This is a genomic window from Glycomyces harbinensis (genome assembly GCF_900101745.1).
In the GTDB taxonomy this organism is placed as follows: Bacteria; Actinomycetota; Actinomycetes; order Mycobacteriales; family Micromonosporaceae; genus Glycomyces; species Glycomyces harbinensis.
On record NZ_FNAD01000001.1, the window covers coordinates 81,499 to 107,627 of the forward strand.

Here is a 26,129-nt window from a genome sequence, read left to right on the forward strand (position 1 = left end):
CTCTTCCCTCAAGGAGGAGTGGAGGCCAAAAGTACCGCACCTGGTACTCCAATCTGGACAAGATTGTGGCCAACGCCGCCTTTGTAGTCCGCGCCGCGCGGGCCAGACTTGAACAGATCGGTTTTCAAACGTCTGATGCCGCCGCCGCATACTGCCTCATCGTCGCCGGGATGCTCTTCCCGGTCTTCCTCGCCCTCGTCCCGCTGTTCTTCGTCGTCGACCAGCTCGGGATGCTCGGGACCTACCACGGCCTGATCCTCGTCTACGCCGCCTACGCCCTGCCGTTCACCGTCTTCTTCCTCCACGCCTTCTTCCGCGGCCTCCCCTCCGCCACCGCCGAAGCCGCCTTCCTCGACGGCTGCTCCCACACCGGCGTGTTCTTCCGCGTCATGCTCCCCATGGCCCGCCCCGGCATGGTCAGCGTCGCCATCTTCAACTTCCTCGGCCTCTGGAACCAGTACCTGCTGCCCCTCGTCCTCAACCCCGACCCCGACCGGTACGTCCTCGCCCAGGGCCTCGCGGCCCTCGCCGTCAGCCAGGGCTACCGCAGCGACTTCTCCGGACTCTTCGCCGGATTGATCATCGCGATCCTCCCGGTCCTCTTGGCCTACATCCTGTTCCAACGACAGATCCGCGCCGGCCTCACCGCCGGAGCGGTCCGCTGACCGATCCCCGTCCGTCCCATCCGAGTTCAACAGCAAAGGGAGCTCATCATGCCGACCACCCGCACACCGCGCCGCCGCATCGCCGGCGTCGCAGCGGCGGTCTTCGCCGTCGCCGCGGCCGGAACGGTCACCGCGACCGCCGTCGACCGCACCGCCGACGCCGCCGAACCCGCCGCCTGCGACGGCGTCCTCTTCGACGACTTCGCCTACGACAACGCCGCGGACCCCGACATCGACGTGCGCGGCTGGACCGTGCGCACCAACGCCGGCGGACCCGGCGTCCCCGGCGCCTCCTGGCCCGCGAGCAACGTCTCGTTCCCCACCGTCGACGGCGCCGACACGCTCCAGCTGCGGGCCGCCACCGACGGCACCGGCGGCGGCACCAGCCAGTCCGAATTCCTCCACGAGCAGAAGTTCTTCGAGGGCACCTACGCCGCCCGCGTCAACTTCACCGACACCCCCGACAGCGGCGCCGACGGCGACCACCTCGTCGAGACCTTCTTCACCATCACCCCGCTCGACGCGCCCCTCGACCCCGACTACGGCGAGATCGACTTCGAGTACCTCCCCAACGGCGGCTGGGGCGAGACCGGCCCGATCTTCTACCAGACCACCTGGGAGACCTACCAGGCCGAACCCTGGATCGCCGACAACACCCACACCTCCCAGCGCCAGAGCTTCGACGGCTGGCACGACCTCGTCTTCACCGTCTCAGGCGGCCACGTCAAGTACTACGTGGACGGACAACTCGTGGCCGACCACTCCGGGAAGTACTACCCGGAGACCCCCATGTCCATCAACTTCAACCTCTGGTTCATCGACACCGCCGCCCACACCGGAGGCACCTCCGTCTACACCCAGCAGGTCGACTACGTCATGCACAGCGCCGGCGAGGTCCTCAGCCCCGCCGACGTGAACGCCCGTGTCGCCGGCTACCGCGCCGACGGCGTCGACCACACCGACACCGTGGGCACCGGCGGCGGCGAATGCCCCACGCCCACCGACCCGCCCACCACCGACGACCCGACCGACCCGCCGACCGGCGGCGCCGACTGCGCCACCGCCGCGGACTGGTCCTTCGCCACGGCCTACAACGGCGGCGCCACCGTCGTCCACGAACGCTCTGCCGCCGGCGACCCCAGCGGCCCCAAGTCCGGGGACGGCGAGCACCTGTGGCGCGCCGCCTGGTGGACCCAGGGCTCCGAGCCGGGCTGGACGCAGCAGTGGACCGACCTGGGGCCATGCTGATCCCATGAGAACCCTGGTGCTCGGCCTGGACGTCGGCGGGACCTCCTCCCGCGCGGTCGTGGCCACGACGGACGGCGAGGTCATCGGCCGGGGCGAGGCCGGCGGGGGCAACCCGCTCGCCGCCCCGCCCGACCTCGCCGCCGCCGAGGTCGCCGCCGCCCTGCGCGACGCCCTGGCCGGCACCGACCCCGCGCTCGTCGGCGCCGCCGTCCTCAGTCTCGCCGGGGTCGGCGGCTTCGGCGACCGCGACACCGCGCTGGCGTTCCAGCGGGTCTGGGACGCGGCCGGACTCCGCTGCGAGGTCCGCGCGGTCGGGGACGCCCAGGTCGCCTACGCCTCGGGCACCGACGCCCCGCGCGGCACCGTCCTCATCGCCGGGACCGGCGCGGCGGCGGCCCGCATCGACGGGGACCGCATCGCGCTCGTCGGGGACGGCCTCGGCTGGCTCCTGGGCGACCGCGGCTCGGGCTTCTGGATCGGGCGCCGCGCCGCCGCCGACACCGCCCTGCGGCTCCAGTCCGACGGCCCGTCCACATTGCTCACCGAACTCGTCGTGCGCGCGGTGACCGGCGGCCCGGACGCCACCGCCGACGGTTTCGTCACGGCCGTCCACCGGCGCCCGCCCCGCACGCTCGACCGGCTCGCGCCCTTGGTCACCGAGGCCGCGCTCGCCGGTGACGACCATGCCGCCGCGATCCTCGACGAGGCCGCTGGCCACCTCGCGACCGCGGTCGCCGCGGTCCGCGAAACCGGCGAGACCGACCCGATCGTGCTCTCCGGCAGCGTCCTGCGCCATTGCGGCCCGGTCCGCGAGGGCGTCCGGGCCCGCCTGGCCGAGACCTGGCCCGGCGCCGCCGTCACCGACGCGGGCCCGGCCGAACTGGGCGCCGTGAAACTCGCGGCCCTGGCCCTCGGCGACGCCTGACCGCTTGAGCCTGTAGAGGAAAGCCCTATCCGGGCAGCAGCTCCTCGATGAGGTCGGCGGCGCGCTTCGTGCCGCCCTCGGCCAGCGATTCGGCCCGCAGCCGCTCCGAGCGCCGGGCCACCTCCTCGTCGCCGACCAGCTCCTCCAAGGCCGTCCGCAGCGCCTCGGCGGTCGCGTCGGCGGTGTCTATGCGGCGCGCCACGCCCAGCTCGACGAGGCGGTCGGCGTTCATGAACTGGTCGACGCCCTGCGGCACGGCGATCATCGGGACGCCCGCGAGCAGCCCCTCGCTGGAGCCGCCCATGCCCGCGTGGGTGACGAACGCGTCGGCCCGGTCCAGGATCGCCCGCTGCGCCACCCACGGATGGACCTCCACGTTGGCGGGGATCTCGCCGAGTTCCGCCGGGTCGGTGTGCCTGCCGATCTGGAGCACGACGTGCCACCCGGGCAGGTCGCCGAACGCCGCGAGGCACCGGCGGTAGAACTCGGGCTGCCGGGTGAACGCCGAGCCGAGCGAGACCAGCAGCACCCGTTCGGCGTTCGCGGGCCCGGCCCACCCCTGTGCGTCCGCGCGCAGGTCGAAGCAGGGCCCGACGAACGTCACGGTCTTGGTGTCGACCCGGTCGGCCTGCGGCTGCATCGCCCGCGGGATCGTCGCGATCGTGTCGTCCGGGCGCCCGACGAAGGCGTCCATGTCGGTCGTGGCCGCCCCGTTCCCGGCCAGCCATGCGGTGAACTTCCGGCGGTACTCCTCGGCTCCCGGCAGCTTCCACAGGTTCGCGGCGACCTCCTCGCCGTACCCCTCCCAGGCCACGAACGTGGGCGACAGCTGCATGAGCGGTCTGCCCTGCGATTCGGCGACGACGCGGGCGCCGTACGCGCCGATGTCGTACAGGTACAGGTCGGCCGGATCGCGGTCGTAGGCCTCGCGCAGCTGCGGGAGCGCCTGGATCCCGTCGTCGAGGAAGCAGCCCATGGCGGCGATGGGGTCCTCGGGCCAGTCGTTGTCGGCGACCGGGAGCACCGAGGTGCACGGCACGAGCTCGGCGCCGGTGGGCGCGATGAGGTCGGCCACGGCCGGATCGTTGGCGTAGGTGACCCGGTGCCCGCGGGCGACCAGCTCGCGGACGACCTCCAGGCTCGGCAGCATGTGGCTGACGGCGGGGATGCCGATCATGGCGATGTGGGCGCGGTGACGCGTCATGGACCTGCTTTCGTTCTCGTGGTGGCGGACCGGTGCCGGTCCGAGGTCAGGCGAGAGCGCGTTCGAGCGCGGCGCTCTGGTGGCGGTGTCCGACCGTCTCGTAGCCGACGATGACGATCAGCGGCGAGCACGCGGCGATCGCGATGCCGACGCCGACGGTCGCACCCGCCGCGACCGCGAGCGCCGAGGCGGCGAGCGCGGCCATCGCGCCCGCGAAGAGCAGCAGGTGGAGCGGGTCCCACTGGCGCAGCAGCAGCGAGTACAGCGTGAACAGCGCCGTCGTGAAGACCGCGACGGGGATGACGACGGTGAGGATCGCCGCGGTGGCGCCGATGTGGGCGGTGTGCGCGATGACGTACGCGGCCACGTGCAGTCCCGCGCCGGTGGCGGCGAGCGACCCGAACACGATGAGATGCCCGTAGCCCCAGACGAATCCGCGTTCGCGGTGGCGGGCGAGGACCTCGGCGGACGGCATCATGAAGTACACCCACCACAGCCCGAACGCGAGCGCGGTGCCGCCGAAGGCGACCAGGACGGCCTCCGTCGACCAGCCCTGCTCCTCGACGACGGCCGAGACGGCGAGGATGGTCCCCAGGACCACTTCGCCGAGCGTGATGATCACCAGCAGGCCGTAGCGCTCGGCGATGTGGTGCGGGTGCCAGGGCGTGCGGCCGCCGAGGCGCTCGGCGATCACCGGGACCAGCATCTCGAACACGCCGAGCACGACCACGACGACCGCGGTGACAGCGAGCGGCGGGTCGGCGAAGATCTGGATGATCCAGCCGATCTGTGCGACCGCGATGAGGCCCGCGTACGCCAGCGCGCAGCGCCTGCGCGGCGGGTCGTGGCGGGCGATGCGCAGCCACAGCGCGATCGTCGCGATCCGCATGATCACGTACCCGGCGACGACCACGCTGTTGTCGACGTGGACGCCCTCGTCGATGGAGTGGAACATCGGCGGCAGTCCGAGCGCGATCACGAGCACGCCCATCATCTGGACCATGGTCGCGACCCGGAAGAACACGTCGTCGTTGTCGAACGCCGACGCCTGCCACGAGTAGTTGATCCACGCCCAGCAGATGGCGAACACCGAGAACGAGAACGCGCCGATCGCGGGGAGGTAGTGGCCCAGTTCGAGCAGGTGGGCCGTCTGCGTGCCCGCCTGGCTGAACGCGACGACCAAGGTGAGGTCGAAGAGCAGTTCGAGGGGTGTGGCCGCGCGGTGCGACTCCTCGGGGTCGCGCCCGGTCATGCGGCGGAAGCGGTGGTCGCGGGTTTCTGGGGCCGTGGTCGACATGGCGACATCCTCCCATCGGCGCCGACACGCCGGGCCCGGCTCCCGGCTCTGCGCCCCGCCGTGTCGGCGGCGCGGCGCCCGCGCCGTCGAGACTCCCAGTTCAGGGGGGTCCCGGTAGTGAGATGCGTCCCAGTCCCGGGCCTGTGAGCGCGTATCCGACGAAGAAATATGAGAACTGTCTCCGCGCTTGTTGGGTTCGGGGGGCAGTTGTGCTGTAAGGTGCAAGAGCCAGTCCGATTCCTCCGGGAACCGGGATGGTGCAGAAGCGCCGGCAACGGCGGCAATATCAGGCCGCGTGGCGACGGACCCCGACCGAGAGCGATCTCGGCAGGCGAGGTCGTCGGTCTGAGCATCAACACCAAGGATATGTATTAAATGGCGCAAGGCACTGTGAAGTGGTTCAACTCCGAAAAGGGCTTCGGCTTCATCGCCCCGGAGGGGGACGGCCCCGACGTCTTCGTTCACTTCTCCGCGATCACCGGTAACGGTTTCAAGTCGCTCGAAGAGAACCAGCGTGTCGAATTCGACATCGAGCAGGGACAGAAGGGTCCGCAGGCCGCTAACCTGCGCACCATCTAGTCTTTAAACTTTCGAACACGAAGCCGCTGCCCTTCATTGAAGGACAGCGGCTTTCATGGTGTCCGGGGTCCTGTGAGCCCCGCTCTCAGCCGTCGGCCGGGTGCCGGGGGAGCGGCTTGGTCGCCGGGCCCTGGAGCACCGCCCCGCGGGTCGAGAACCGCGAGCCGTGGCACGGGCACTCCCACGTGCGCTCGGCGTCGTTGAAGCCGACCACGCAGCCCAGGTGCGTGCACGCGGCGTTCAAGGTGTGCAGGCCGCCGTCCTCGTCGCGGTAGACCGCCCGGAGCGCGCCGTCCAGGCGCATCACCGCGCCCTCGCCGGGCGCGAGGTCCTCGGGTGAGGACGCCGGAGCCCTCGGGACGCGGTCGCCGATGAAGTGCTTGGCGACCTTGCCCTGGTTCGCGGCGATCGCGGGCGCCTCCTTGAGCAGGTGGAAGCGCCCGGGGCTGAACAGCTCGGCCCACGGCGGCGGCTCGCCCTCGCTGACGCCCGCGATGATCCGCCCGGCCGCGACCCCGTTGCTCATGCCCCAGCCGCCGAACCCGCAGGCCACGTAGACGCCCGCGTTGTCCTTCAACGCGCCGACGAACGGGACCCGGTCGGCCGTCGCGTTGTCCTGCGCGGCCCAGTAGTAGTCGAAGCCCACCGTGCCGAAACGCTCGGAGGTCCACTGCGCCAGCGCCTCCAGCCGCCCGACCGTGTCCGGGTCGCCCGGCGTGAACTGCCCGCCGGTCACGATCAGGAGCCTGCGCCCCTCGTCCAGCGGCGCGCTCCGCACCGAGCGGGTGCCGTCCTCCTCGGTGAGGTACACGCCGTCGGGGTCGGCCGACGTCGGGATCGACGCGGCGACCACCAGTTCGCGGCGCGGGGTCAGGCGCGGGAACAGCTTGAGCCGGTCGATGACCGGGAAGTGGGTCGCGATCACGACCTCGCGGCAACGGACCTGCGCGCCGCTCTCGATCGTGAGCAGGTGCCCGTCGTCGCCGGACTCGAGGTCGACCATGCGGGAGCGCTCGAAGATCCTGCCGCCCTTGGCGACCAGCGCCTCGGCGAGGGCGAGCAGGAAGCGCCGCGGATGGAACTGGGCCTGGTGCTCGACGCGGACGGCGCCCGCGACCGCGAACGGCAGGCCCGTCTCGGTGGTGAACGAGGCGTCCAGGCCCGCTTCACGAGCGGCCTCGGCCTCGGTTCGCAGCGCCTCGACGCCCTCCTCCGACTCGGTGTACACGAAGGACGGGACGCGCTCGAAGCTGCAGTCGACGCCCAGCTGCGACGCGAGGTAGGCGACGTGCTCGACGGCCTCGGACTGCGCGTCCGCGTACTGCCGGGCCGCGTCCGCGCCGAACCCGTCCCTGAGGTGGGTGTAGATCGACCCGTGCTGCGCGGTGAGCTTCGCCGAGGTGTTGCCCGTGACGCCCCCGGCGATGCGGTCGGCCTCGACCACCACCACCGAGCGGCCCGCCCGCGTCAGCTCCCACGCCGCGCACAGCCCGGCGATGCCGCCGCCGACCACGGCGACGTCGGTCGTGACCAGGTCGTCCACCGGCGGATAGTCGGTCTCGGCGGTCGAGGCGATCCAATAGGACTGAGGCAAACCCATGTGCGTCGTCATGCCGACGGGGTACCCGGTAAGCGGCGAGTCCACGCTTGCGGACTTCACCGGTCAGTAAGTCGGCGGCCCCGCCGGCCGCTTGACGAGCTTTCCGACGCCCTTGACCAGCGCCTTGACCGCCATCACCGCCACGAGCGCCGCCGGCAGGCTCAGCAGTCCGAAGAGGACGACCAGGACGATGTACTGCGTCCAGTCGTTCGACCCCGCCGCCCACGCCCGCGGCTCGTCGTACCCGATGAAGACCGACGCCCGGCCCTCCATCAGATGCGCCTCGACCACCTGGCCCACCGCGCACCGGCCCGGGACCTCGACCCGGACCTCCACCTCCGGGCCGCCGCCGTCGGGGACGAACGCGCCCGTGCAGACCTGCTCCCGCTTCGCGTCGTACTCGCCGACCACCGTGACCGTGCCCGGCGTCCCCGCCTCCCCGCGCGAGGCCCGGTACCCGTCGGCGAGCGCCATCGCGTTCGCGTACAGCGCCACCGGGAACGCCAGTAGGATCGCGAGCACCACCGCGACCAGCACCGCGGCGACCGCCGGGTGCGGCTTCCCCGATCCCTTGTCGCGCTCGACAGCGCCCATGTGCGGCTCCACGATTCGATACGGCTCCGCACCAGCATGACCGGTCGGTGCCAACCTTCGATGCGGATGGCCCGCACGGCGTAGCCTGTGCTGTCGATCGTCGCCTCGCTGAAAGGCCCGCCGCATGACCGAGCTGTTCCTCACGGTGTTCGGGATCGCCGTGAACACCGCGGCCGTCGCCTACGTGGCGACCCGCCTGCTCGACGTCAGATACACGCTGTGGCGCCTGTTCGTCGTCAGCGTGTGCGGCTACACCGCCGTCCAGTACGGACTGCTCCCGGCCCTGCTCCGACCGTTCGAGCACCGCGAGCCGACCTCCGACGAGGTGGCCCCGGTGCTCGCGCTCTGGTGCCTCGTCCTCGTGTGCGCCCCGGTCATCGCCATGATCCTCCTGGTCATCTGGGAGGCCGTCGTCCCCACCGGCGCCGTCCCGCCCGTCCGGACCTGGTTCAAAGGCCTCAGGACCCGGGTGCGGCGCACCCGCCGGTACCTCCAGATCCTGGCGATCGCGGCCCGGCACGGCCTCACGGGCCTGCTCCGCGGCCGCAGCCAGGCGGCGCAGGACGCCGAGATGGCCCGGGCGCTGCGCCGGGCCCTCGACGACGCCGGCGTCACGTTCGTGAAACTCGGCCAGATCCTCTCCACCCGCCGCGACCTCCTCCCCGCCGCCTACATCGCCGAGCTCTCCAAACTCCAGGACCAGGCCGCGCCGGTCCCCGGATCGAGCGCGATGCGCGTGGTCGAAGCGGCCGCCGGCGCACCGATCGACGAGGTCTTCGCCCACTTCGACGCCGAACCCCTGGCCGCGGCCTCGATCGCGCAGGTCCACACCGCCGTCCTCCACGGCGGCGAGGCGGTCGTCGTCAAGGTCCGGCGGCCCGGCGCGAAGGCCACCGTCGAACGCGACCTCGACATCATCCGCCGCCTGGCCCGCAGCCTCGACCGGCACACCTCCTGGGGCCGTTCGATGGACGTCCTCGGCCTCGCCGACGGCTTCGCCGAGGCCCTGCGCGAGGAGGTCGACTTCACCGTCGAGGCCCGCAACCTCGCCCAGGTCGCCGCCGCCCACGACCGCCGCCGCTCCGAAGTCCGCGTCCCCAGACCCCACACCGACCTCTCCGACGAGCAGGTCCTGGTCATGGAGCGCCTGCCCGGCGTCCCGCTCGCCTCGGCGCCCCTGCGCGAGCGCGGCCTCGAAGGCCGGGACGTCGCCGCCGCGCTGCTGCGGGAGATGTTCGACGAGATCATGGCCGACGGCATCTTCCACGCCGATCCCCACCCGGGCAACCTGATGCTGCTCGACGACGACCGGATCGGCCTCATCGACTACGGCTCGGTGGGCCGGCTCGACCGCGAACTCCGCGCCTCCTTCGAGGCCATCCTCCAGGCCGTCGACCGCCAGGACGGCCCGGCGCTGGCCGACGCGCTGGTGGGCGTCTCGACCCGGCCCGACGAGCTCGACCAGGTCGGCTTCGAGCGGGCGCTCGGCTCGTTCATGGCCCGCCACCTCGTCCCCGGCGCGGCTCCGGGCATCCGGATGTTCACCGAGCTGTTCCGCATCATCGCCCGGCACCGCATCGTGATCCCGCCCGAGCTGGCCGCCGTGTTCAGGGCGCTGGCGACCCTCGAAGGCTGCCTGACCGCGATCGACCCGCGCTTCGACCTCATCGCCGAGGCCCGCGACATCGGCCAGCGCTACGCCGAGCGGCGCCTGCGCCCGGCCGCCGTCCAGGACCTCGTACTGGAGGAGGTCGCCGACCTGCTGCCGGTGCTGCGCAAGCTCCCGCGCCGCTTCGACCGCCTCCTCACCGCGGCCGAGTCGGGGCAGCTCAGCGTCAACTTCCGCCTGTTCGGCAAGGCCGAGGACCGCCGCACGGTCACCGCCTGGCTGCACCAGACCCTCCTCACGGTCCTGGCGGCGGCCTCGGGGATCATGGCGGTGATGCTGCTGGGCAACCAGAACGGGCCCGCGCTCACCGAATCCCTCACCCTCTACGAGTTCTTCGGCCTGTCGCTGCTGCTCATCGCCTCGGTGATGGCCCTGCGGGTGCTGGCCGACATCTTCACCAAGAAGGGCCGACCGGACTGACCGGCGTTCGCGCCGGTCCCGGTGTGCGATCATCCAGCGGTGACCGCAGAAGCCTCCCGCACGCACCTGACCACCTGGTACTTCGAGATGCGCGACCCGGCCGAACTCGCGCCCGCCCGGCCTCCGGCCGACCCGGTCGAGTTCGTGCGCGCGCAGACCCCGAGTCCCGAGTTCAGCCGGTTCCTGTACACGGCCGTGGGCGGCCGGTGGCAGTGGATCGACCGGCTCGGCTGGACCTGGGCGCAGTGGCACGAGTACCTGAGCCGGGACGGGGTCGAGACCTGGGTCGGGTACGTGCGGGGCACGCCGGTCGGCTACGCCGAGCTCGACGGCGGCGTCCCCGGGGAGGTGGAGCTCGCCTACTTCGGGCTCCTCCCGGCGTTCATCGGCGGCGGCTTCGGCGGCCACCTGCTCGCGGCGGCGATCGAACGGGCCTGGGCGATCCACGACCGGTGGCCGGTGATCGAAGCGCCGCAACGGGTGTGGGGCCACACCTGCGACAAGGACTCCCCGGTCGCGCTCGGCAACTACCGCTCCCGCGGCTTCACGGTCTACCGGACCGGGACCACCGAGACCGAGCCGCCGGGCCCGCCCCCGGGCCCCTGGCCCGGCGCCGAAGCGCCCTGACGAGGACTGCGGGGAGGACTCGCGCCCGAATCCTCCCCGCAGTGGTCTAGGGCGCCCCGCCTTCGGTGAGCGCGTTGAGGAGTCTCATGGCGTGCCGACCGTGAACCGCTTCACGGTCACGGCACCGCCGAGCGCCGTCGTGGCGTGGTTGAAGACGGCGAACCGGTAGCCCATGAAGAACGTCCAGTTGTTGTTGAGCGTGAACGCGGGGCCCAATTGGGTGAAGCTCGATCCGTCGGTGCTGTAGGAGAAGACGGCCTGGCGTCCCGAGCCGGGCCTGATGTCGGCGGCGACCCGCAGCCAGACGGTGGCGCCGCACAGTTCCGCGGTGGCGCGCTCGGTCCCGGTGCCGGTGGTGTTCCAGCTGGAGTCCATCGTCAGGCCGTCGGTCATGGAGATCCGCGTGACGCCGTTGTCGCGGCGCAGGCCGATCCAGGCCGAGGCGTCGCGCAGCATCGCCAGGCCCGCGCGGTCGCCGTTCGCCATCGAGGACGGGTCGATCTCGACGGTGGCCGTCGAGGTCGGGCCCTGGATGCGGTGGGTGAGCGTGTTGCGGGCCCAGTACAGGTCCGGTGTGACCGTGGCGGTCTGGAGCCTGAGCCCGTTGCCGGTGGACCACTTCGTGTTGTCGGGGTCGTGGTTCCACTCCCATTTCGGGGCGAGGGCCGCGGCGGTGAACGTCTCGGTGCCGATGAGCGGCGCGACCGGGTGCGGGGTGAGGTTCGGGAACGGATAGGTCTGCCCCCAGGCGCCGTTCACCGTGGTGACCTGCGGCCAGCCGTCCGAGGTCCAGGTGATCGGCGCGAGCGCGGGCATCCGCCCGCCGGGGTAGGCGTCGACGAAGGCCATGTAGTACCAGGCGCCGCCGGGCGTGCTGACCAGGCCGCCCTGGTGGGGGACGCCGCCGCCGGAGATCGGACCGCGCATGTCGAGCAGGACCTGCCTGAGCGTGTAAGGGCCCCAAGGCGACGAGGACTTGAGGATGTACTGGCCGTTGGCCGGGCGGGTCAGGAAGATGTAGTAGTTCCCGTTGATCTTGTAGAAGCGGGCGCCCTCCAGGGTGCCGATGTTCGCCGGGGTGCTGAAGACCTGCTGGTTGCGGACCTCGGTCCTGCCGTCTGCCGAGAGCTGCGCGACCGAGATCTGGGTGTTGCCGTAGGCGACGTAGATCGTGTTGTCGGAGTCGACGAGCATCCCGGCGTCGTAGTAGGCGCGGGGGAGTTCGGCGTGGCGGGTCCAGGGTCCGGCGGCGTTCGCGGCGGTGTACATGTAGGACCGTGCGAAGTCGATCTGGCCGAGCCAGTAGAAGCGGTTCTCACCGGCGCGGTGCGCGATCGAGGAGGCCCAGATGCCGCGGACGTAGCCGCGCGCCCCGTTGAGGTCGTATTTGGCCCCGAAGTCCAGTGTCGGCACGGAGTGTCCGATGAACTCCCAGTTCACCAGGTCCCAGGATCGGAGCACGGGCGCGCCGGGGGAGTAGTGCATGGTCGAGGCGGTCATGTAGAAGACGTCGCCGACGCGGATGACCTCGACGTCGGCGAAGTCCTGCCAGACCACGGGGTTCGCGTAGGTCGACTGCTGGGCTTCGGCTCCGAACGGGTTGAGGGCGCTCGCCGCGGCGGCTCCGGCGACGAGGCCGGCCCCGCCGATGAACAGCCTCCTGCGGCTCTTCGGGATGTCAAGCCAGGACATGGTGGTCTCCTTTCGGGAAGGCGGGACCGGACCGGGCGCACGGGGCGGCCGGTGGGGAGGATGGCGCCGGGCGCCGGTCCGGTCCCGGGTCGGTCAGTCGACGGAGGCGGCCTGAACGTCGGCGAGGACCTCGTCGGCGCCGCAGGTGGCGCCCACGGGGACGAGCGAGAACTGCTGGTTCGTCGCGCCCGTCGAGGTCCACTGCCGGATCGGGTCGCCCGCGGCGGTCGACCAGTTGTAGACGTCGAGTGCCTTGCCCGAGTTGCGGTTGACGAAGGAGTAGTAGCCTGCCGAGTTCTTGTTGATCTGCCACTGCTGGTTGGTGCCGTTGAGGTTCGTCCACTGGACGATGTTGCCGCCGTCGGCGGTGCTGAAGTTGTAGACGTCGAGCACCTGGCTGGAGTGGCGGACCTGGATCCGGTAGTAGCCGCCGCCGGAGTCGATGAACCGGAACTGCTGGTTCGTGCCCTCCACATTGGTGTACTGGGTCAGGGCCGCCCCGGTCGCGGTCGAGGCGCCCTGGATGTCGAGGGCGAGGCCGGAGTGGCGGGAGACGATCGTGTACCAGTCGCTGGTGTTCGGCGGCTGCGCGTCGGCGCGGTTGGCGCCGAAGGCGACGAGCCCGGCGGTGGCGAGCACGACGGCGGCCGCGAGCGCGCCCATCGCCCGGGCCCAGCGGGTCAGGATCGAGAGGTCGGGTGCGGCCGAGGCCATCGGGTGCTCCTTTGCGGATGCGGGAACGGGGAACGAGGGATTCGGAGGGGTCAGCACGAGGCGCCTCCTTCAAGGGTCAGGAGGCCGAGCCGGTAGGGCAGCTGCGAGTAGTCGCCGCCGGAGTTCGGGTTGCGGCCCTGGTAGAGCATCTGGAGGTTGCCGGTGTCGATGGGCATCGTCTGGTTGCGGCCGGAGCGGAGGAGCTCGCCGTGGCTGATGTCCTTCGTCCAGGCGCCGCCCGGGAACGAGACGTTCGCGGCGCCCGCGAACGGCGCGTTCTGGCCGGTGGCCTGCGGCTGCCACTGGCCGTTGAGGCCGTTGGCGGTGTAGGAGCGGTAGTAGCGCGCGCCGTCAGAGCCGATCGACTCCCATATCAGCAGGTACGTGTTCGTGTTGTCGACCTTGTAGACCGCGCCGCCCTCGAACAGGTTGTTCTTGGTGTCCTGCAGGACGATCTTCGTGTTCGTGAACCCGTTGGGGAAGTTCGCGACCGTGGTCTCGGCGCGGTAGACGTGCCCGTTGTCGTCGGCCGAGAACAGGTAGCACATCGAGCTGTCGCAGATGACCCAGTAGTCGAGCCAGTGCCCGTTGCCGATGTTGTCCTTGACGATCTGCGGCATCTCGTTCTGGAAGTTCCGCGGCGCGGACCAGCTGCCCGGGTCGTTGATGTTCGACGTGGTCGAGTACGAGGGCAGACCGGTCTGGTAGACGAGGTACCAGAGTCCGGAGGGCTCGTAGAAGAACACGTGCGGTGCAGCGGCGTACCGGGAGCCGATGTTCGGGTTGGTGTCGAGGAACGTGTGGGGCGCCGAGGAGGCCTGGCTCCAGTCGTTGAAGCCGGTGTAGGCCAGGCTCCAGGCGCCGGCGGTGTTGGCGACCGTGAAGAAGACGTGCCACTTGCCGCTCGCGTCCTGGACCACGGTGGGGTCCTTGGCGGAGACGACGTTGTGGCCCGAGTTCGGCTTGGGTCCGATGATCGCCCCGGTCGACTCCCAGCTGTAGGTCGTCGGCAGCGCCTGGGCCTCCGCCCCGGCGTCGTCGTCGGCGGTGGTCTGGGCTCCGGCGGTGAGCATGCTCGCGGCGAGCGCCGCGGCCGCCGCGAGCGCGGCGAGTGCCCCCAAGGTCTTGGTTCGAAGTGTCCGGCGCATGGAGTGCCTTTCCGTCGAGATGGTTGTTATCGCTCACAAACTCGAGCCGCTCCGAAACGTTCGAAGAATGTCCCGAAACTTAGATGAGTCGAACTATAGAGAAGTATCGATATCTCGTCAACGGTCCACCGAAGATGAAACGGATGTGACCCATGGCGCTAAACTGCCGCGATGACCCCCACCCCCGAGTCCGAGCCCGAAGGCCCCCTGACGATCGCGCAGCTCGCCGCCCTCGCGGGCGTCTCCACCGCCACCGTCTCGAAGGTCGTCAACGGGCGGTCCGACGTGGCGGCCGCGACCCGCGAGCAGATCGAGGGCCTCATCCGCTCCCGCGGCTACCGGCGCCAGCGGCGCCCCGCGAAGTCCGCGGCCCTCATCGACGTGGTCTTCCACGAACTGCGGGGCCTGTACCCCGTCGAGATCCTCAACGGCGTCGACGAGGTCGCCCGCGAGCACCGCCTCGGCGTGGTCGTCTCCGAGATGGGCGGACGCCACACCCCCGGCCAGGGCTGGCTCGAGGACGTCCTCGCCCGCCGCCCCCTCGGCGTCCTCTCCGTGTTCTCCGGCCTCGCCGCCGAGCAGAGCGAGCGCCTCTACAGCCGCGACATCCCCCTCGTCCTGGTCGACCCCACCGGCGACCCCGACCACGACGCGCCCGCGGTCGGCGCCGGCAACTGGAACGGCGGCCTCGCCGCCGCCCGCCACCTCGTCGGCCTCGGCCACCGCCGCATCGCCGTCGTCACCGGCCCCGACCACATGGAGTCCAGCCGGGCCCGCCTCGACGGCTTCCGCGCCGGCCTCGACCTCGCGGGCGTCCCCCTGGACCCGGCGCTCGAACGCCACGGCGACTTCATGATCGAAGGCGGGCTCGAACACGCCCGGGCAATGCTGGGCCTGGACGATCCGCCCACCGCCGTCTTCGCCTGCAACGACGGCTCGGCCATCGGGGTCTACCACGCCGCGGCCGAGGCGGGCCTGCGCATCCCCCAGGACCTGAGCGTCGTCGGCTTCGACGACCTGCCCAAGGCCAAGTGGACGATCCCGCCGCTCACCACGATCCACCAGCCGCTCAAGGAGATGGCCGCCGCCGCCGCGCGCATGGTCGTCGCGCTGGCCGCGGGCGAACCGCTGCCGCAGCCGCGCGTCCAGCTCGCCACCGAACTCGTGGTCCGCCAGAGCACCGCCCCGCCCCGCGCCGAACGCTGAGCGGCGCCCTCGGACCCACGGGTGCGCATGAGGCACAGTAAGGGCCATGCCTTACACGCCGATGCGCCGCGACCTGACGACCGAGCGACTGACCATGGGGCCCTGGGACGCCTCGTACGCCGAGGAGCTGCGCCATCTGCACGCCGAACGCGGCGACGGGACCCCGACGGTCGAGCGGACGAGGGAGATCATCGCGAACGGGCTCGCCGCCTCGGCCGAGACCGGCATCGCCCTGCTGCCGATCCGGCGCCGGGCCGAAGGCGACTTCATCGGCTACTGCGGGCTGATCGTCGGCCGCGCCACCGTCGAGGAGCCCGAGATCGCGTACGAGCTCTTCCAGCGCGTGCACGGCAACGGGTACGCGACCGAGGCGGCCCGCGCGGTCCTCGACGCCGCGGTCGCGACCGGCCGGGGGCGGCTCTGGTCGACGGTCCGCGACTGGAACGCGCCGTCGTTCCGCGTCCTGGAGAAACTGGGCTTCGAGCGCCACCACGTCACCACCGACGACCGCGGCGACCTGGTGTGGCTCACCAGGACGCTGCCGTGAGCCCTGACGCGACCGCGGCGCCGGCCCGCCGACCGGCGCCGCGCCGCCGTCAGTCTTGAGCGGTCCCGGCGATCCAGGTCTCCAGGTCGTCGGCGAGATGCAGTTCATCGGCCACCAGCCGCCGTTCGCCCTCGTCCAACTGCGCCGCGACGCCCTCCAGGTCCGACCGCAGCGGCTCGACGCGCTCGTGCTCGCCGAGGGCGACCGCCAGTTCGATGAGGGTGGCGTACGCGACCGCCCGGTCCGCGGCCGGGGACTCCTCGCCGTGGCGGCGCAGCGCGGAGGTCACGACCCGGAACGCGGCCTTGTCGTCGTTCTTGAACTCCCGGTAGATCCGGGCGTTGTCAAGCGCCCGCCGCAGCGGCGGCAGGTCTTTGTCGCCGCCGTACTCCAGCTCCATCGGCTCGTCGCGCCGGATGAAGACGATGCTGTTCCCGTTGGGGTCCATGAGCGTGAAGCGGGACGCGCCGGGCCGGTACCTGGTGATGCGCGGCAGCCCCTTCGCGAGGACCTTCCCGTGGGCCGCGCGCATGGCCGCGGTGAACGCGGCGTGGTACGCCGCGACGTCGTCGACCATGACCAGGCAGCCGCCCGCGTCCTCGGTCGACGGGTCGATGCCCGCGGGGGCCTTGCCGAAATGCAGATCGAAGCCGCTGAGGGTGAACGCCAGGTACAGATACGGCCGCCGCTGCTCGTAGGTGACCGCGAAGCCCAGCGACTTGTAGAACGCGAGCGTCTCCTCGGCCGAGAAGCACGGCAGCAGGGGAACGGTCGTCTCGTTTGCGCGGATGCCGTTGGCGGGCATGTCGATCGGTGTCACATTGGCTCCTTCGCCGGTCGCGGTGGTACCGGGAAGGGTAGACGGATTCGCGGCGGACCGCCTATGAAACAGTTTCGAAGGCGGTCCGCCGCCGACTCCGGGTCACAGCACCGCGCGCACGGCCTTGATCGTGCGGAGCGCGGCGGCGGCGCCCCAGCTGAGCGGGGCCGCGATCGCGAATCCGAGCGCGAACTTCAGGACCGGCGCCAGTTCGACCGGGGCCAGCACCGCCACGACGCCCACGATGATCGGGGCGTGCAGCAGGAACACCGCGAAGGCGTTCGCCGAGAGGAACCGGCTGACCGGCCCCGCCCCGGTGAAGCACCGCTGGAACACGCTCAGCAGCAGCAGGATCGCGCCGACGGCGAGCATGGAGTCGCACAGCGCGAAGCCCAGGTGGGCCGGGTCGGTGCCGGGCGGCGGGTCCTCGAGGTCGAGCACCGCGTACCCGCCCAGCGCCATCGGCACGAGCGATCCGGCGATGAGCGCGGCGCCGAGCAGGCCCGCGCGCTTCGGCAGCGTCCGCAGCCAGCCGCGCCGGTAGGCAACGATCCCGATGAGGAACAGCGCCGCGTACTGCGGCATGTAGGCCGCGCTCGGCAGTCCCAGGATCGGCACGTACGACACGAGCGGCACGGCCATCCGCCACACGTACGACACGACCGCGAGGGCCAGCGCGAAGGCCAGGATCTGGCGGGCCCGCAGCGGCGCCGGCTCCACCGGCTCCGGCGCCTCGGGCCGGCGCGACCGGAACCACGCGTACAGCAGCGAGAACGCCAGCAGCACCTCGAGGAACCACATCGGGCCGTTGTTCGATTCGGTGAGGTAGAAGCGCCAGTAGGGCGGCCGGTCCTCCAGGCCCAGATAGGTCGGCAGCGTGTAGAGCGGGCGGAGCACGATCACGAACGCCAGGAACGGGATCCCGAGCCGCCGCAGCCGCTCCAGGGCGAAGGTCCGGCTTCCCCGGCGGTTGACCGACCCGGGTGTGAAGTGCCCGGACAGCAGGAAGAAGAAGCCCATGAAGTAGACCTGGTTGAGCACGACGAACACGTCGAGCGGGAGTCCCGCGACGGGGTCCGCCGGCCCCTCCCAGTTGGGCCAGGCCGGGATGTTGCCGTAGACGATCGCCACGTGGTGCGCGACGACGAGGAACGTCAGGTAGACCCGCAGGTTGTCGAGGTAGTGCAGCCGCGTCGCGGGTGGCGCGGTCGCCAGTGGTGTCGGGGTGGTGGTGTTCATGATCGCTCCCTGGGTGTGGTGGCGTGATCGAACAGGGCGACGACTTCGGCGGTGAACGCCGCGACGTCGACATCGGGGGAACCCATGACCTGGAAGGTGAAGCCGTCGATGACGCGGCGGACGGCGATCGCCATGACCCGCGGGTCGAACTCGCGGAATTCGCCGGAGGCCTGTCCGGCCTCGAAGATCCCCATCAGCTCGCCGTAGGTCTCCGCGTCCCAGGCGTTGTCGTAGACGAGGCGCCCTTCGTCGTTCCGGAGGTTCCTGACGACCTCCACGACCGCGCCGACCTCGCGGGAGTGGGAGCCGATGAAGGCGAGGTGCCCTTCCAGATAGGACCGCAGCGCGCCGCCCGCCGTCGCGGGTTTCCTCGTTTCGCGTTCGTACAGGAACCCGCCGCCGCGTGTGAACACGTCCAGCACGATCGCCTTGAGCAGGTCGTCCTTGCCCGCGAAGTGGTAGGAGATGAGCCCCTTGCTGATGCCCGCGTGCTCGGCGATGCGGTTGAGGGAGGCGCCCGCGTAGCCGTGGTCGGCGACCACGTCGATCGCGTGCCGCAGGATCTGCGCCCGGCGGGCCGCTTCGGTGAAGGTCGGCTCGGCATCGGACTGACCAGTCGTACGAGGATTTGACCGCATGGTCAAAACTGTACGCGATCGGATCGAAAAGTTCGGAACCCGCCTCTTGTAGATCGGTCTACAACATGTGTAGATTGATCTACAGCAATGAACGAGGAGGTTCCCGTGGCGGTATCGCGAGCGTCGGCCGGATCGGTCACCATCGAGGACGTAGCGCGCGAGGCGGGCGTGTCGCGGGCGGCGGTCTCCAAGGTCATCCGCAACGCGTACGGGGTCAGCCCCGCGATGCGCGAGCGGGTCACGGCCGCGATCGAGAAGCTCGGCTACCGCCCCAACATCTCCGCCCGGGGCCTGCGCGGCGCCACGTTCACGCTCGGGATAGAGATCCCCGAGCTGTCGAACCCGTTCTTCCCGCGGCTCCTCACCGGAGCCACGGCCGCCCTGTCCGACTCGCCGTACCAGCTCATCATCGCCCCGGCCGACCCCGCCCACAGCGAGGGCTACCGCGCCCTCCAGGCGCTCGTCGACCGCCAGGTCGACGGGGTCATCGCGGTGTCGCCGCTGGTGGAGCCGGACTGGCTCGAAGCACTCGCCGCCGACGTCCCGGTGGTGATGCTCGGGCGCCACGACCGGTCGAGCGCCTACGACACCGTCGTGAGCGACGACGAGGGCGGCACCCGCCAGGTGATGCGCCACCTCTTCGAGCTCGGGCACCGCGACATCGCCCACCTCACTTGCGAGACGGAGCGGACCGCATCGGGATCCGGTGTGCCGCAGGCGATCCGGCTCGACACGTATCGCGCCGCGATGCAGGAGGCCGGGTTCGGCGACCGCATCAGCGTGGTGCGCTCGCTCAACGGCGAGGCCGAGTGCCACCGCGCCGCCATGCGGCTGCTCACCGGCCCCGACCGTCCGACCGCCGTCTTCGCCTGCCACGACGAGCCCGCCCTCGGCGTGCTCCACGCGATCGCCGACGCCGGCCTGACCACCGGCGACGTGGCCGTGGTCGGCTACGACGACATCGAGATCGCCGCGCACCCGAACCTCTCGCTCACCACCGTGGACCAGGACGGCGAGCGCATGGGGGCCCTCGCGGTCGAGCTGCTGCTCGAACGCATCGCGGGGAGGGCCGAGCCGCGCCACGAAGTGATCCGGCCCGAGCTCATCGTCCGCTCCAGCACCCGCCCGCCGCGCCCCCGCGGCGGCGCCACGCGCCTGGGCGCGCTCGGCGACCGGTAACCAGTCCCGACCAGCACAACCGCATAGCGCCATCCCTCACGAATGAATCGTTCCAATCGGGACGATCGGGCGTCACCAATGGAGGTCACGACCATGTTCTCGAAACCCTCGACCCCCCGCCGCGCCGCGGCGACCGCGACCGCCGTGCTCACGGCCGGGCTCGCTCTCACCGGGTGCTCCACCGGCGGCGACGACGGCGACGGCACCCTCAACATCCTCATGGACAACTCCGAGGCCACCGGCCGGCTCATGCAGGCCCTCGCCGACGCGTACATGGAGGCCAACCCCGACGTCAAGGTCGAACTGGAGATCCGCCCCGGCGGCAGCGAGGGCGACAACATCGTCAAGACCCGCCTCCAGACCGGCGACATGCCCGACCTGTTCTTCTACAACTCCGGTTCGCTCCTCCAGGCCCTCGCGCCGGGCCAGACCCTCGTCGACCTCGCCGGCGAGCCCTACATGGACGTCGTCACCGACACGTTCAAGGAAGGGGTCAGCGCGGGCGACGCGGTCTACGGCGTCCCCGTGGGCCACGCCATCGGCGGCGGCGTCCTCTACAACCTCGCGGCCTACGAGGAGCTGGGCCTGGAGGTCCCGACCACCTGGGACGCCTTCATGGCGAACAACCGGGCGATCCTCGACGCCGGCGGGGCCGCGCCCGTGATCCAGACCTACGGCACCGAGTCCGCGTGGACCTCGCAGCTGTTCGTCCTCGCCGACAACTACAACGTGCTCGCCGCCGAACCCGACTGGGCCGAGGAGTTCACCGCGAACGAGGCCCACTTCGCCGACACCCCGGCGGCCGCCGCCGGGTTCGAGCACCTCCAGGAGGTCGGCGAGGCCGGGTTCCTCAACGAGGACTTCGCGTCCCTGACCTACAACGAAGGGCTCGCGGCCCTCGTCGCGGGCGAGGGCGTCCACTATCCGATGCTCACCAACGCCCTCACCGAGATCGAGGCGACCGACCCCGAGGCGGTCGACGACCTCGGCTTCTTCGCCCTGCCCGGGACCGACGCGGCGAACCACGGCATGACGACCTGGCTGCCCGGCGCGCTCTACCTGCCGCAGTCCACTGAGGACCAGGACTCGGCCAAGGACTTCCTGGCGTTCGTCGCCAGCACCGAGGGCTGCGACGCCCAGACCGCGGACGTCAGCGTCATCGGCCCGTACTTCATCGAGGGCTGCGCCGTCCCCGAGGACGTGCCCCCGGCCGTGGCCCAGCTCCAGTCCTACTTCGACGCGGGACTCACCGCGCCGGCCCTGGAGTTCCTGTCCCCGGTCAAGGGCCCGGCCCTGGAACAGATCACCGTCGAGGTCGGCTCGGGCATCCGCACCGCGGACGACGCCGCGTCCCTCTACGACGAGGACGTCAAGAAGCAGGCCCAGCAGCTCGGCCTCGAAGGCTGGTAGACCCGCGCCCGTCGCCCCACCCAGCCACTCGCTGCGCTCGCCTCCCCGAACCGGAGTGAACGCAGCACATCCAAAGATCGCCGCGCCCGGCCGGAACCCGGGCGCGGCGCCTCCCAGGAGACGCCTCATGACGACCACCGCCCCACCCGCGCCGCGACAGCGGCGGCGCGATCCCCGCCGCCACTATCCGATGTGGTTCTACCTGCCCGCCGGCGTCGTCTACGGGACGCTGTTCATCGTCCCCACGATCGCCTCGTTCTACTTCGCCTTCACCCGCTGGAACATGACCGGGGCCGAGTTCATCGGCCTCGAGAACTTCGCCCTGTTCTTCAGCGAGCCGTACCTGTTCCAGGGCCTGGTCAACACCTTCGTCTACGGTGTGCTCACCTCAGGGCTCAAAGTCGTGCTCGGGCTGCTGCTCGCGGTCTTCCTGACCTCACAGATCATCGCCCGCGGATACCTGCGCTCGGTGGTGTTCTTTCCGACCCTGGTGAGCGTCGTCGGCGTCGGCATCACCTTCACGGTCCTCATGGACCCCGAAGAGGGCCTCATCAACCGGGCCCTCGCCGCGGTCGGCATCGCCGGGCCGGGCTGGCTCACCGACCCGGACCTCGCCCTGTTCTCGGTGGCCCTCGTCGACGTGTGGAAGGGCGTCGGCCTCGCCACCCTCATCTACATCGCCGGGGTCGTGGCGATCCCGCAGGAGTACTTCGAGGCCGCCCGGGTCGACGGCGCCACCGCGTTCCAGAACCTCCGGTACATCACGCTCCCGCTCCTGCGCCCGGCCACCGCGACGGTCATCGTCCTCTCGCTCATCGGCGGGCTGCGGTCCTTCGACCTCATCTGGGCCATGACCCAGGGCGGGCCCGGGTTCACGTCCGACGTGGTGGCCTCGGTGATCTTCAAGCAGTACCAAGCGGGGTTCTGGGGCCTGTCCAGCGCCGGAAACGTCGTGCTGTTCCTCCTCGTGGCCGCGCTCATGGTCCCGCTCTACTGGAAGCTCAACCGCAAGGAGGTGGAGCAGTGAGCCGCCCCCGCGCCGCCGGAACGGTCTCCGGCCTCATCGCGATCGCCGTCTCCGCGGTGGTCTTCCTCGTCCCCTTCGCGTTCATCGTCCTGACCGCGTCGAAGAACCGGTCCGAGTCGGCGCTGCGGGACTTCTCGCTGCCCACCGAATGGGCGATCTGGGAGAACTTCCTCGCCGTCGTCCAGGCGCGCGACTACATGCTCCTGGCCGCGTTCGTGAACTCCACGATCCTCACGGTCGCGAGCGTCGCGATCATGGTCGTCCTCGCCGCGATGGTCGGATACGTGATGCAGCGGCGCCCGAACCGGTGGACGCCCCTGCTCAACGCGCTCGTCCTCGCCGGACTCATCATCCCGCCCGCGGTCGTGCCGACCATCTGGGTCCTCCAGGGGCTCGGCCTGTTCCGGACCCTGCATGGGCTGATCCTCATCGAGGTCGCGTTCGGACTCTCGTTCTGCGTCCTGCTGTTCCGCGCGTTCACGGCGACCATCCCGCGCGAGCTCGACGAGGCCGCGATGATCGACGGCGCCGGACCGGTGCGCCTGTTCTTCCAGGTCGTCCTCCCGCTCCTGCGGTCGGTGATCGTCACGGCCGTGATCGTCCAGTCGGTCGCGGTCTTCAACGACTTCCAGAACCCGCTGTACTTCCTGCCCGGCGACTCGAACGCCACCGTCCAGCTGACCCTCTACAACTTCCGCAGCCAGTACACGACCCAGTGGAACCTGCTGTTCATGGACATCCTGCTCATCACCATCCCGCCGCTGATCATGTACGCCTTCTTCAACCGCCAGATCGTCGCCGGACTGACCTCCGGCGCCGTCAAGGGCTGAACCGACCAGGGAGCCACCATGCCAACCACCGTCCACAGTGTGCGCGCCGAGTACCGCACCGACTCGCCGTGGATCGCCGCCGCCCGCCCGCGCCTGTCCTGGAAGACCGAGACGACCGCGCCCGACTGGACCCAGCGCGGCGCCGAGATCGAATGGCGCCGCGGCGAAGCGGCGGCCGTCGCCCACGTCGAGGGCCGCGACTCGCTGTTCGTCCCCTGGCCGTTCGAATCGCTGCTGCCCCGCGAGAGCGGCAGCGTGCGCGTGCGCGTCCACGGCTCCGACGGCACCGCCTCGGACTGGAGCGAACCGCTCCACGTCAGGGCCGGATTCCTCAACGAAGGCGACTGGCACGCCCGCTTCATCACCGTTCCCGAACCCGCCGACATCGGCCAGCCGACCCTGCTGCGCCGCGAGTTCACCGTCCGCGAAGGACTCCGCTCGGCGACCCTGTACGCGACCGCGCGCGGCGTCTACCAGGTCGAGATCGGCGGCGTCCCCGTCGACGACGAGCACCTCAAACCCGGGTGGACCGCCTACCGCGACCGGCTCGTCCACGAGACCACCGACGTCACCGGACTCCTGCGCCCCGGCCCGGCCGCCGTCGGCGCGACACTCGCCGGCGGCTGGTACACCGAGGGGTTCGGCTTCCACGGCCAGGCCCGGCCCTTCTACGGCAAGTACCCCAGCCTCGCCGCCCAGATCGTCCTCGAATACGACGACGGCACCACCGAACTCGTCGCCACCGGCGACGGCGCCTGGCGCGCCACCGCCGACGGCCCCGTCACCGCCAGCGGCATCTACGCCGGCGAGACCTACGACGCGCGCCGCGCCCGCACCGGCTGGTCCTCACCGGGATTCGACGACTCGACCTGGCTCGACGCCAGGCCCGACCTCGCCCGCGCCATGACCCCGGTCGCCCGCACCGCACCGCCCGTCCGCGCCACCGAGGAACTCGCCGTCAAGGAGGTCATCACCACCCCCAGCGGCCGCACCGTGCTCGACTTCGGCCAGAACCTGGTGGGCCACCTGCGCATCCGCGTCCAAGGCCGCGAAGGGGACACCGTCGTGCTCCGGCACGCCGAAGTCCTCGAGCACGGCGAACTCGGCACCCGGCCCCTGCGCCACGCCAAGGCCACCGACGCGTACACCCTCGCCGGCACCGGCGTCGAGACCTGGGAACCCGCGTTCACCTTCCACGGCTTCAGATACGCCGAGATCCAGGGCTGGCCCGGCGCGTTCGACCCCGGCGACGTCACCGCGGTCGTCGTCCACTCCGACCTCGACCGCACCGGCTGGTTCAGCTCCTCGCACGACGAACTCGACCGCCTCCACGAGAACGTCGTCTGGGGCATGAGGGGCAACTTCCTCAGCGTCCCCACCGACTGCCCGCAGCGCGACGAGCGCCTCGGCTGGACCGGCGACATCCAGGTCTTCGCGCCCACTGCGAGCTACCTGTTCGACTGCGACGGCTTCCTCGCCTCCTGGCTCGAAGACCTCGCGCTGGAGCAGACCGAGGACGGCGCCGTCCCGTTCATCGTGCCCAACGTGCTCGAATGGGCCCGCACACCGGCCGCCGCCTGGGGCGACGCCGCCACCGTCGTGCCCACCGTCCTGTTCGAGCGCTTCGCCGACCGCGACGTGCTCGAACGCCAGTACCCCAGCATGCGCGCCTGGACCGACCACATCGCCGCCATCGCCGGACCGCGCCGCCTGTGGGAGGGCCGGTTCCAGTTCGGCGACTGGCTCGACCCCGACGCCCCCGCCGACCGGCCCGGCGACGCCAAGACCGACGGCGACATCGTCGCCAGCGCCTACCTGTTCCGCTCCGCCACGCTGGTGCGCAGGGCCGCAGCCGAACTCGACCTCGCCGACGACGCTGCGCGCTACCGCGCCCTCGCCGAGGAGGTCCGCGAGGCCTGGGTGCGCGAGTACGTCACCGCGGCCGGGCGCACCGTCTCGGACGCGCCCACCGCGTACGCGCTGGCGATCATGTTCGAGCTGGTCACCGAACCGGCGACGCTGGAGGCGATGGGGGAGCGGCTGGCATGGCTGGTGCGCCGCAGCGGATTCCGCATCGGCACCGGGTTCGTGGGCACCCCGCTCATCCAGGACGCGCTGGTGCGCACCGGCCACGCCGAGACCGCGCGGCGGCTCCTGCTCCAGACCGACAACCCGTCATGGCTGTACCCGGTCACCATGGGCGCCACCACGATCTGGGAGCGGTGGGACTCCATGCTGGAGGACGGCACCATCAACCCCGGCGAGATGACCTCCTTCAACCACTACGCGTTCGGGGCCATCGCCGACTGGCTCCACCGCACGGTGGCCGGGCTGGCGCCGCTGGAGCCGGGGTACCGGCGCCTCGCGATCGCGCCGGTCCCGCTGGCGGGCCTCGAACGGGCGGAGGCCGCGTTCGAGACCCCTTACGGCCGAGCCGAAGCGGGCTGGGAGGAACACGAGGGGCGCATCGTCGTCCACGCGACCGTCCCGGCCAACACGACCGCGCTCGTGACGCTTCCGGGGGCCGAGGCGCGCGAGGTCGGCAGCGGCGAGCACCGGTGGACGATCGAGGACCCCCGAGTCGCAACACCACGGGCGCTGACGTTGGAGTCCACACTGGCTGATCTGATCGAGGACGCCGAGGCGCACGGGACGGTGCTGCGGGCCATGGCGAGCGCCGATCCCGAACGGGCGCGGCAGTTCCGAAGGGAAACGGCCTGGACCGAGCACCGCACGCTGGCAGGTGAATTGGGCGGCGTCCCGAAGCAGGTCTTGACCGCAGTCGAAACGGCACTGGACGACCTGAACGCACGACGTCAGCGCTGAGGTGCAGCTCCTCACACAGGGCAAG

General features: G+C 71.0%; 23 protein-coding genes. 13 read left to right on the forward strand and 10 right to left on the reverse strand.

Going from position 1 to position 26,129, the window contains the following annotated elements:
* Positions 1-65: 65 nt before the first annotated feature.
* From BLQ63_RS00355 to BLQ63_RS00365, 3 genes are read left to right on the forward strand one after another with little or no spacing between them, the layout of a single operon-like run.
* Positions 66-665: a carbohydrate ABC transporter permease gene (locus tag BLQ63_RS00355; RefSeq protein ID WP_281187405.1), complete on the forward strand. Its 600-nt coding sequence runs from the start codon at positions 66-68 to the stop codon at positions 663-665.
* Positions 666-713: 48 nt separating this feature from the next.
* Positions 714-1,913: a family 16 glycosylhydrolase gene (locus BLQ63_RS00360; RefSeq protein WP_091027179.1), complete on the forward strand. Its 1,200-nt coding sequence runs from the start codon at positions 714-716 to the stop codon at positions 1,911-1,913.
* Between the two features lie 4 nt (positions 1,914-1,917).
* Complete coding sequence (locus BLQ63_RS00365; RefSeq protein ID WP_091027180.1) at positions 1,918-2,838, forward strand: N-acetylglucosamine kinase; 921 nt, start codon at positions 1,918-1,920, stop codon at positions 2,836-2,838.
* Between the two features lie 25 nt (positions 2,839-2,863).
* Here the strand turns inward: BLQ63_RS00365 and BLQ63_RS00370 are convergent, their stop codons facing one another.
* Positions 2,864-4,042 carry a macrolide family glycosyltransferase gene (locus BLQ63_RS00370; RefSeq protein WP_091027181.1) on the reverse strand — a complete coding sequence of 393 codons (1,179 nt, stop codon included), beginning with the start codon at positions 4,040-4,042 and terminating at the stop codon, positions 2,864-2,866.
* Between the two features lie 46 nt (positions 4,043-4,088).
* Complete coding sequence (locus BLQ63_RS00375) at positions 4,089-5,339, reverse strand: low temperature requirement protein A (protein WP_177154722.1); 1,251 nt, start codon at positions 5,337-5,339, stop codon at positions 4,089-4,091.
* Positions 5,340-5,714: 375 nt separating this feature from the next.
* Here BLQ63_RS00375 and BLQ63_RS00380 point away from each other — a divergent pair, with 375 nt between their 5' ends.
* Positions 5,715-5,918 carry a cold-shock protein gene (locus BLQ63_RS00380; protein WP_091027182.1) on the forward strand — a complete coding sequence of 68 codons (204 nt, stop codon included), beginning with the start codon at positions 5,715-5,717 and terminating at the stop codon, positions 5,916-5,918.
* A gap of 85 nt (positions 5,919-6,003) precedes the next feature.
* Here BLQ63_RS00380 and BLQ63_RS00385 read toward each other — a convergent pair whose 3' ends face one another.
* Together BLQ63_RS00385 and BLQ63_RS00390 are read right to left on the reverse strand one after the other, a co-directional pair.
* Positions 6,004-7,530, reverse strand: coding sequence for an FAD-dependent oxidoreductase (locus BLQ63_RS00385; protein ID WP_091027183.1), 1,527 nt, complete (start codon positions 7,528-7,530; stop codon positions 6,004-6,006).
* A gap of 51 nt (positions 7,531-7,581) precedes the next feature.
* A complete protein-coding gene (locus tag BLQ63_RS00390) occupies positions 7,582-8,112 on the reverse strand; it encodes a hypothetical protein (RefSeq protein ID WP_091027184.1) in 531 nt (176 codons plus the stop codon).
* 124 nt (positions 8,113-8,236) lie between these two features.
* On the opposite strand from BLQ63_RS00390, the gene BLQ63_RS00395 reads away from it, so the two are divergent.
* Both BLQ63_RS00395 and BLQ63_RS00400 read left to right on the forward strand, forming a co-directional pair.
* The gene (locus BLQ63_RS00395) at positions 8,237-10,201 is read left to right on the forward strand and encodes an ABC1 kinase family protein (protein WP_091027185.1); all 1,965 of its coding nucleotides are present in this window, start codon (positions 8,237-8,239) and stop codon (positions 10,199-10,201) included.
* A gap of 87 nt (positions 10,202-10,288) precedes the next feature.
* Entirely contained in the window at positions 10,289-10,828 is a 540-nt protein-coding gene (locus BLQ63_RS00400) for a GNAT family N-acetyltransferase (RefSeq protein WP_091028482.1), read from the forward strand.
* An 84-nt stretch (positions 10,829-10,912) separates the two neighbouring features.
* Here BLQ63_RS00400 and BLQ63_RS00405 read toward each other — a convergent pair whose 3' ends face one another.
* The 3 genes from BLQ63_RS00405 to BLQ63_RS00415 form a co-directional block, all read right to left on the reverse strand.
* Positions 10,913-12,520: a glycoside hydrolase family 43 protein gene (locus BLQ63_RS00405; protein ID WP_091027186.1), complete on the reverse strand. Its 1,608-nt coding sequence runs from the start codon at positions 12,518-12,520 to the stop codon at positions 10,913-10,915.
* 93 nt (positions 12,521-12,613) lie between these two features.
* The gene (locus tag BLQ63_RS00410; protein ID WP_091027187.1) at positions 12,614-13,234 is read right to left on the reverse strand and encodes an RICIN domain-containing protein; all 621 of its coding nucleotides are present in this window, start codon (positions 13,232-13,234) and stop codon (positions 12,614-12,616) included.
* Positions 13,235-13,284: 50 nt separating this feature from the next.
* Complete coding sequence (locus BLQ63_RS00415) at positions 13,285-14,382, reverse strand: glycoside hydrolase family 62 protein (protein ID WP_218124957.1); 1,098 nt, start codon at positions 14,380-14,382, stop codon at positions 13,285-13,287.
* A 171-nt stretch (positions 14,383-14,553) separates the two neighbouring features.
* On the opposite strand from BLQ63_RS00415, the gene BLQ63_RS00420 reads away from it, so the two are divergent.
* Together BLQ63_RS00420 and BLQ63_RS00425 are read left to right on the forward strand one after the other, a co-directional pair.
* Complete coding sequence (locus BLQ63_RS00420; protein WP_091027188.1) at positions 14,554-15,588, forward strand: substrate-binding domain-containing protein; 1,035 nt, start codon at positions 14,554-14,556, stop codon at positions 15,586-15,588.
* A 46-nt stretch (positions 15,589-15,634) separates the two neighbouring features.
* Complete coding sequence (locus BLQ63_RS00425) at positions 15,635-16,135, forward strand: GNAT family N-acetyltransferase (RefSeq protein ID WP_091027189.1); 501 nt, start codon at positions 15,635-15,637, stop codon at positions 16,133-16,135.
* A 49-nt stretch (positions 16,136-16,184) separates the two neighbouring features.
* Here the strand turns inward: BLQ63_RS00425 and BLQ63_RS00430 are convergent, their stop codons facing one another.
* From BLQ63_RS00430 to BLQ63_RS00440, 3 genes are all read right to left on the reverse strand, one after another.
* Positions 16,185-16,940, reverse strand: coding sequence for a VOC family protein (locus tag BLQ63_RS00430; RefSeq protein WP_091028487.1), 756 nt, complete (start codon positions 16,938-16,940; stop codon positions 16,185-16,187).
* Positions 16,941-17,057: 117 nt separating this feature from the next.
* On the reverse strand, positions 17,058-18,194 hold the full coding sequence (locus BLQ63_RS00435) for an acyltransferase family protein (RefSeq protein WP_091027190.1): 1,137 nt from the start codon (positions 18,192-18,194) through the stop codon (positions 17,058-17,060).
* The gene (locus BLQ63_RS00440) at positions 18,191-18,832 is read right to left on the reverse strand and encodes a TetR/AcrR family transcriptional regulator (RefSeq protein WP_091027191.1); all 642 of its coding nucleotides are present in this window, start codon (positions 18,830-18,832) and stop codon (positions 18,191-18,193) included. Before BLQ63_RS00440 ends, BLQ63_RS00435 begins: the two co-directional genes overlap by 4 nt.
* Before the next feature lie 105 nt (positions 18,833-18,937).
* On the opposite strand from BLQ63_RS00440, the gene BLQ63_RS00445 reads away from it, so the two are divergent.
* From BLQ63_RS00445 to BLQ63_RS00465, 5 genes are all read left to right on the forward strand, one after another.
* Positions 18,938-20,011, forward strand: coding sequence for a LacI family DNA-binding transcriptional regulator (locus BLQ63_RS00445; RefSeq protein ID WP_245680815.1), 1,074 nt, complete (start codon positions 18,938-18,940; stop codon positions 20,009-20,011).
* Between the two features lie 93 nt (positions 20,012-20,104).
* Positions 20,105-21,421: an ABC transporter substrate-binding protein gene (locus BLQ63_RS00450; protein WP_091028490.1), complete on the forward strand. Its 1,317-nt coding sequence runs from the start codon at positions 20,105-20,107 to the stop codon at positions 21,419-21,421.
* Between the two features lie 127 nt (positions 21,422-21,548).
* Positions 21,549-22,448: a carbohydrate ABC transporter permease gene (locus BLQ63_RS00455; protein WP_091027193.1), complete on the forward strand. Its 900-nt coding sequence runs from the start codon at positions 21,549-21,551 to the stop codon at positions 22,446-22,448.
* Entirely contained in the window at positions 22,445-23,278 is an 834-nt protein-coding gene (locus tag BLQ63_RS00460) for a carbohydrate ABC transporter permease (RefSeq protein ID WP_091027194.1), read from the forward strand. Before BLQ63_RS00455 ends, BLQ63_RS00460 begins: the two co-directional genes overlap by 4 nt.
* A gap of 18 nt (positions 23,279-23,296) precedes the next feature.
* Positions 23,297-26,104, forward strand: coding sequence for an alpha-L-rhamnosidase (locus tag BLQ63_RS00465; RefSeq protein ID WP_091027195.1), 2,808 nt, complete (start codon positions 23,297-23,299; stop codon positions 26,102-26,104).
* The last annotated feature ends 25 nt before the right edge of the window (positions 26,105-26,129 follow it).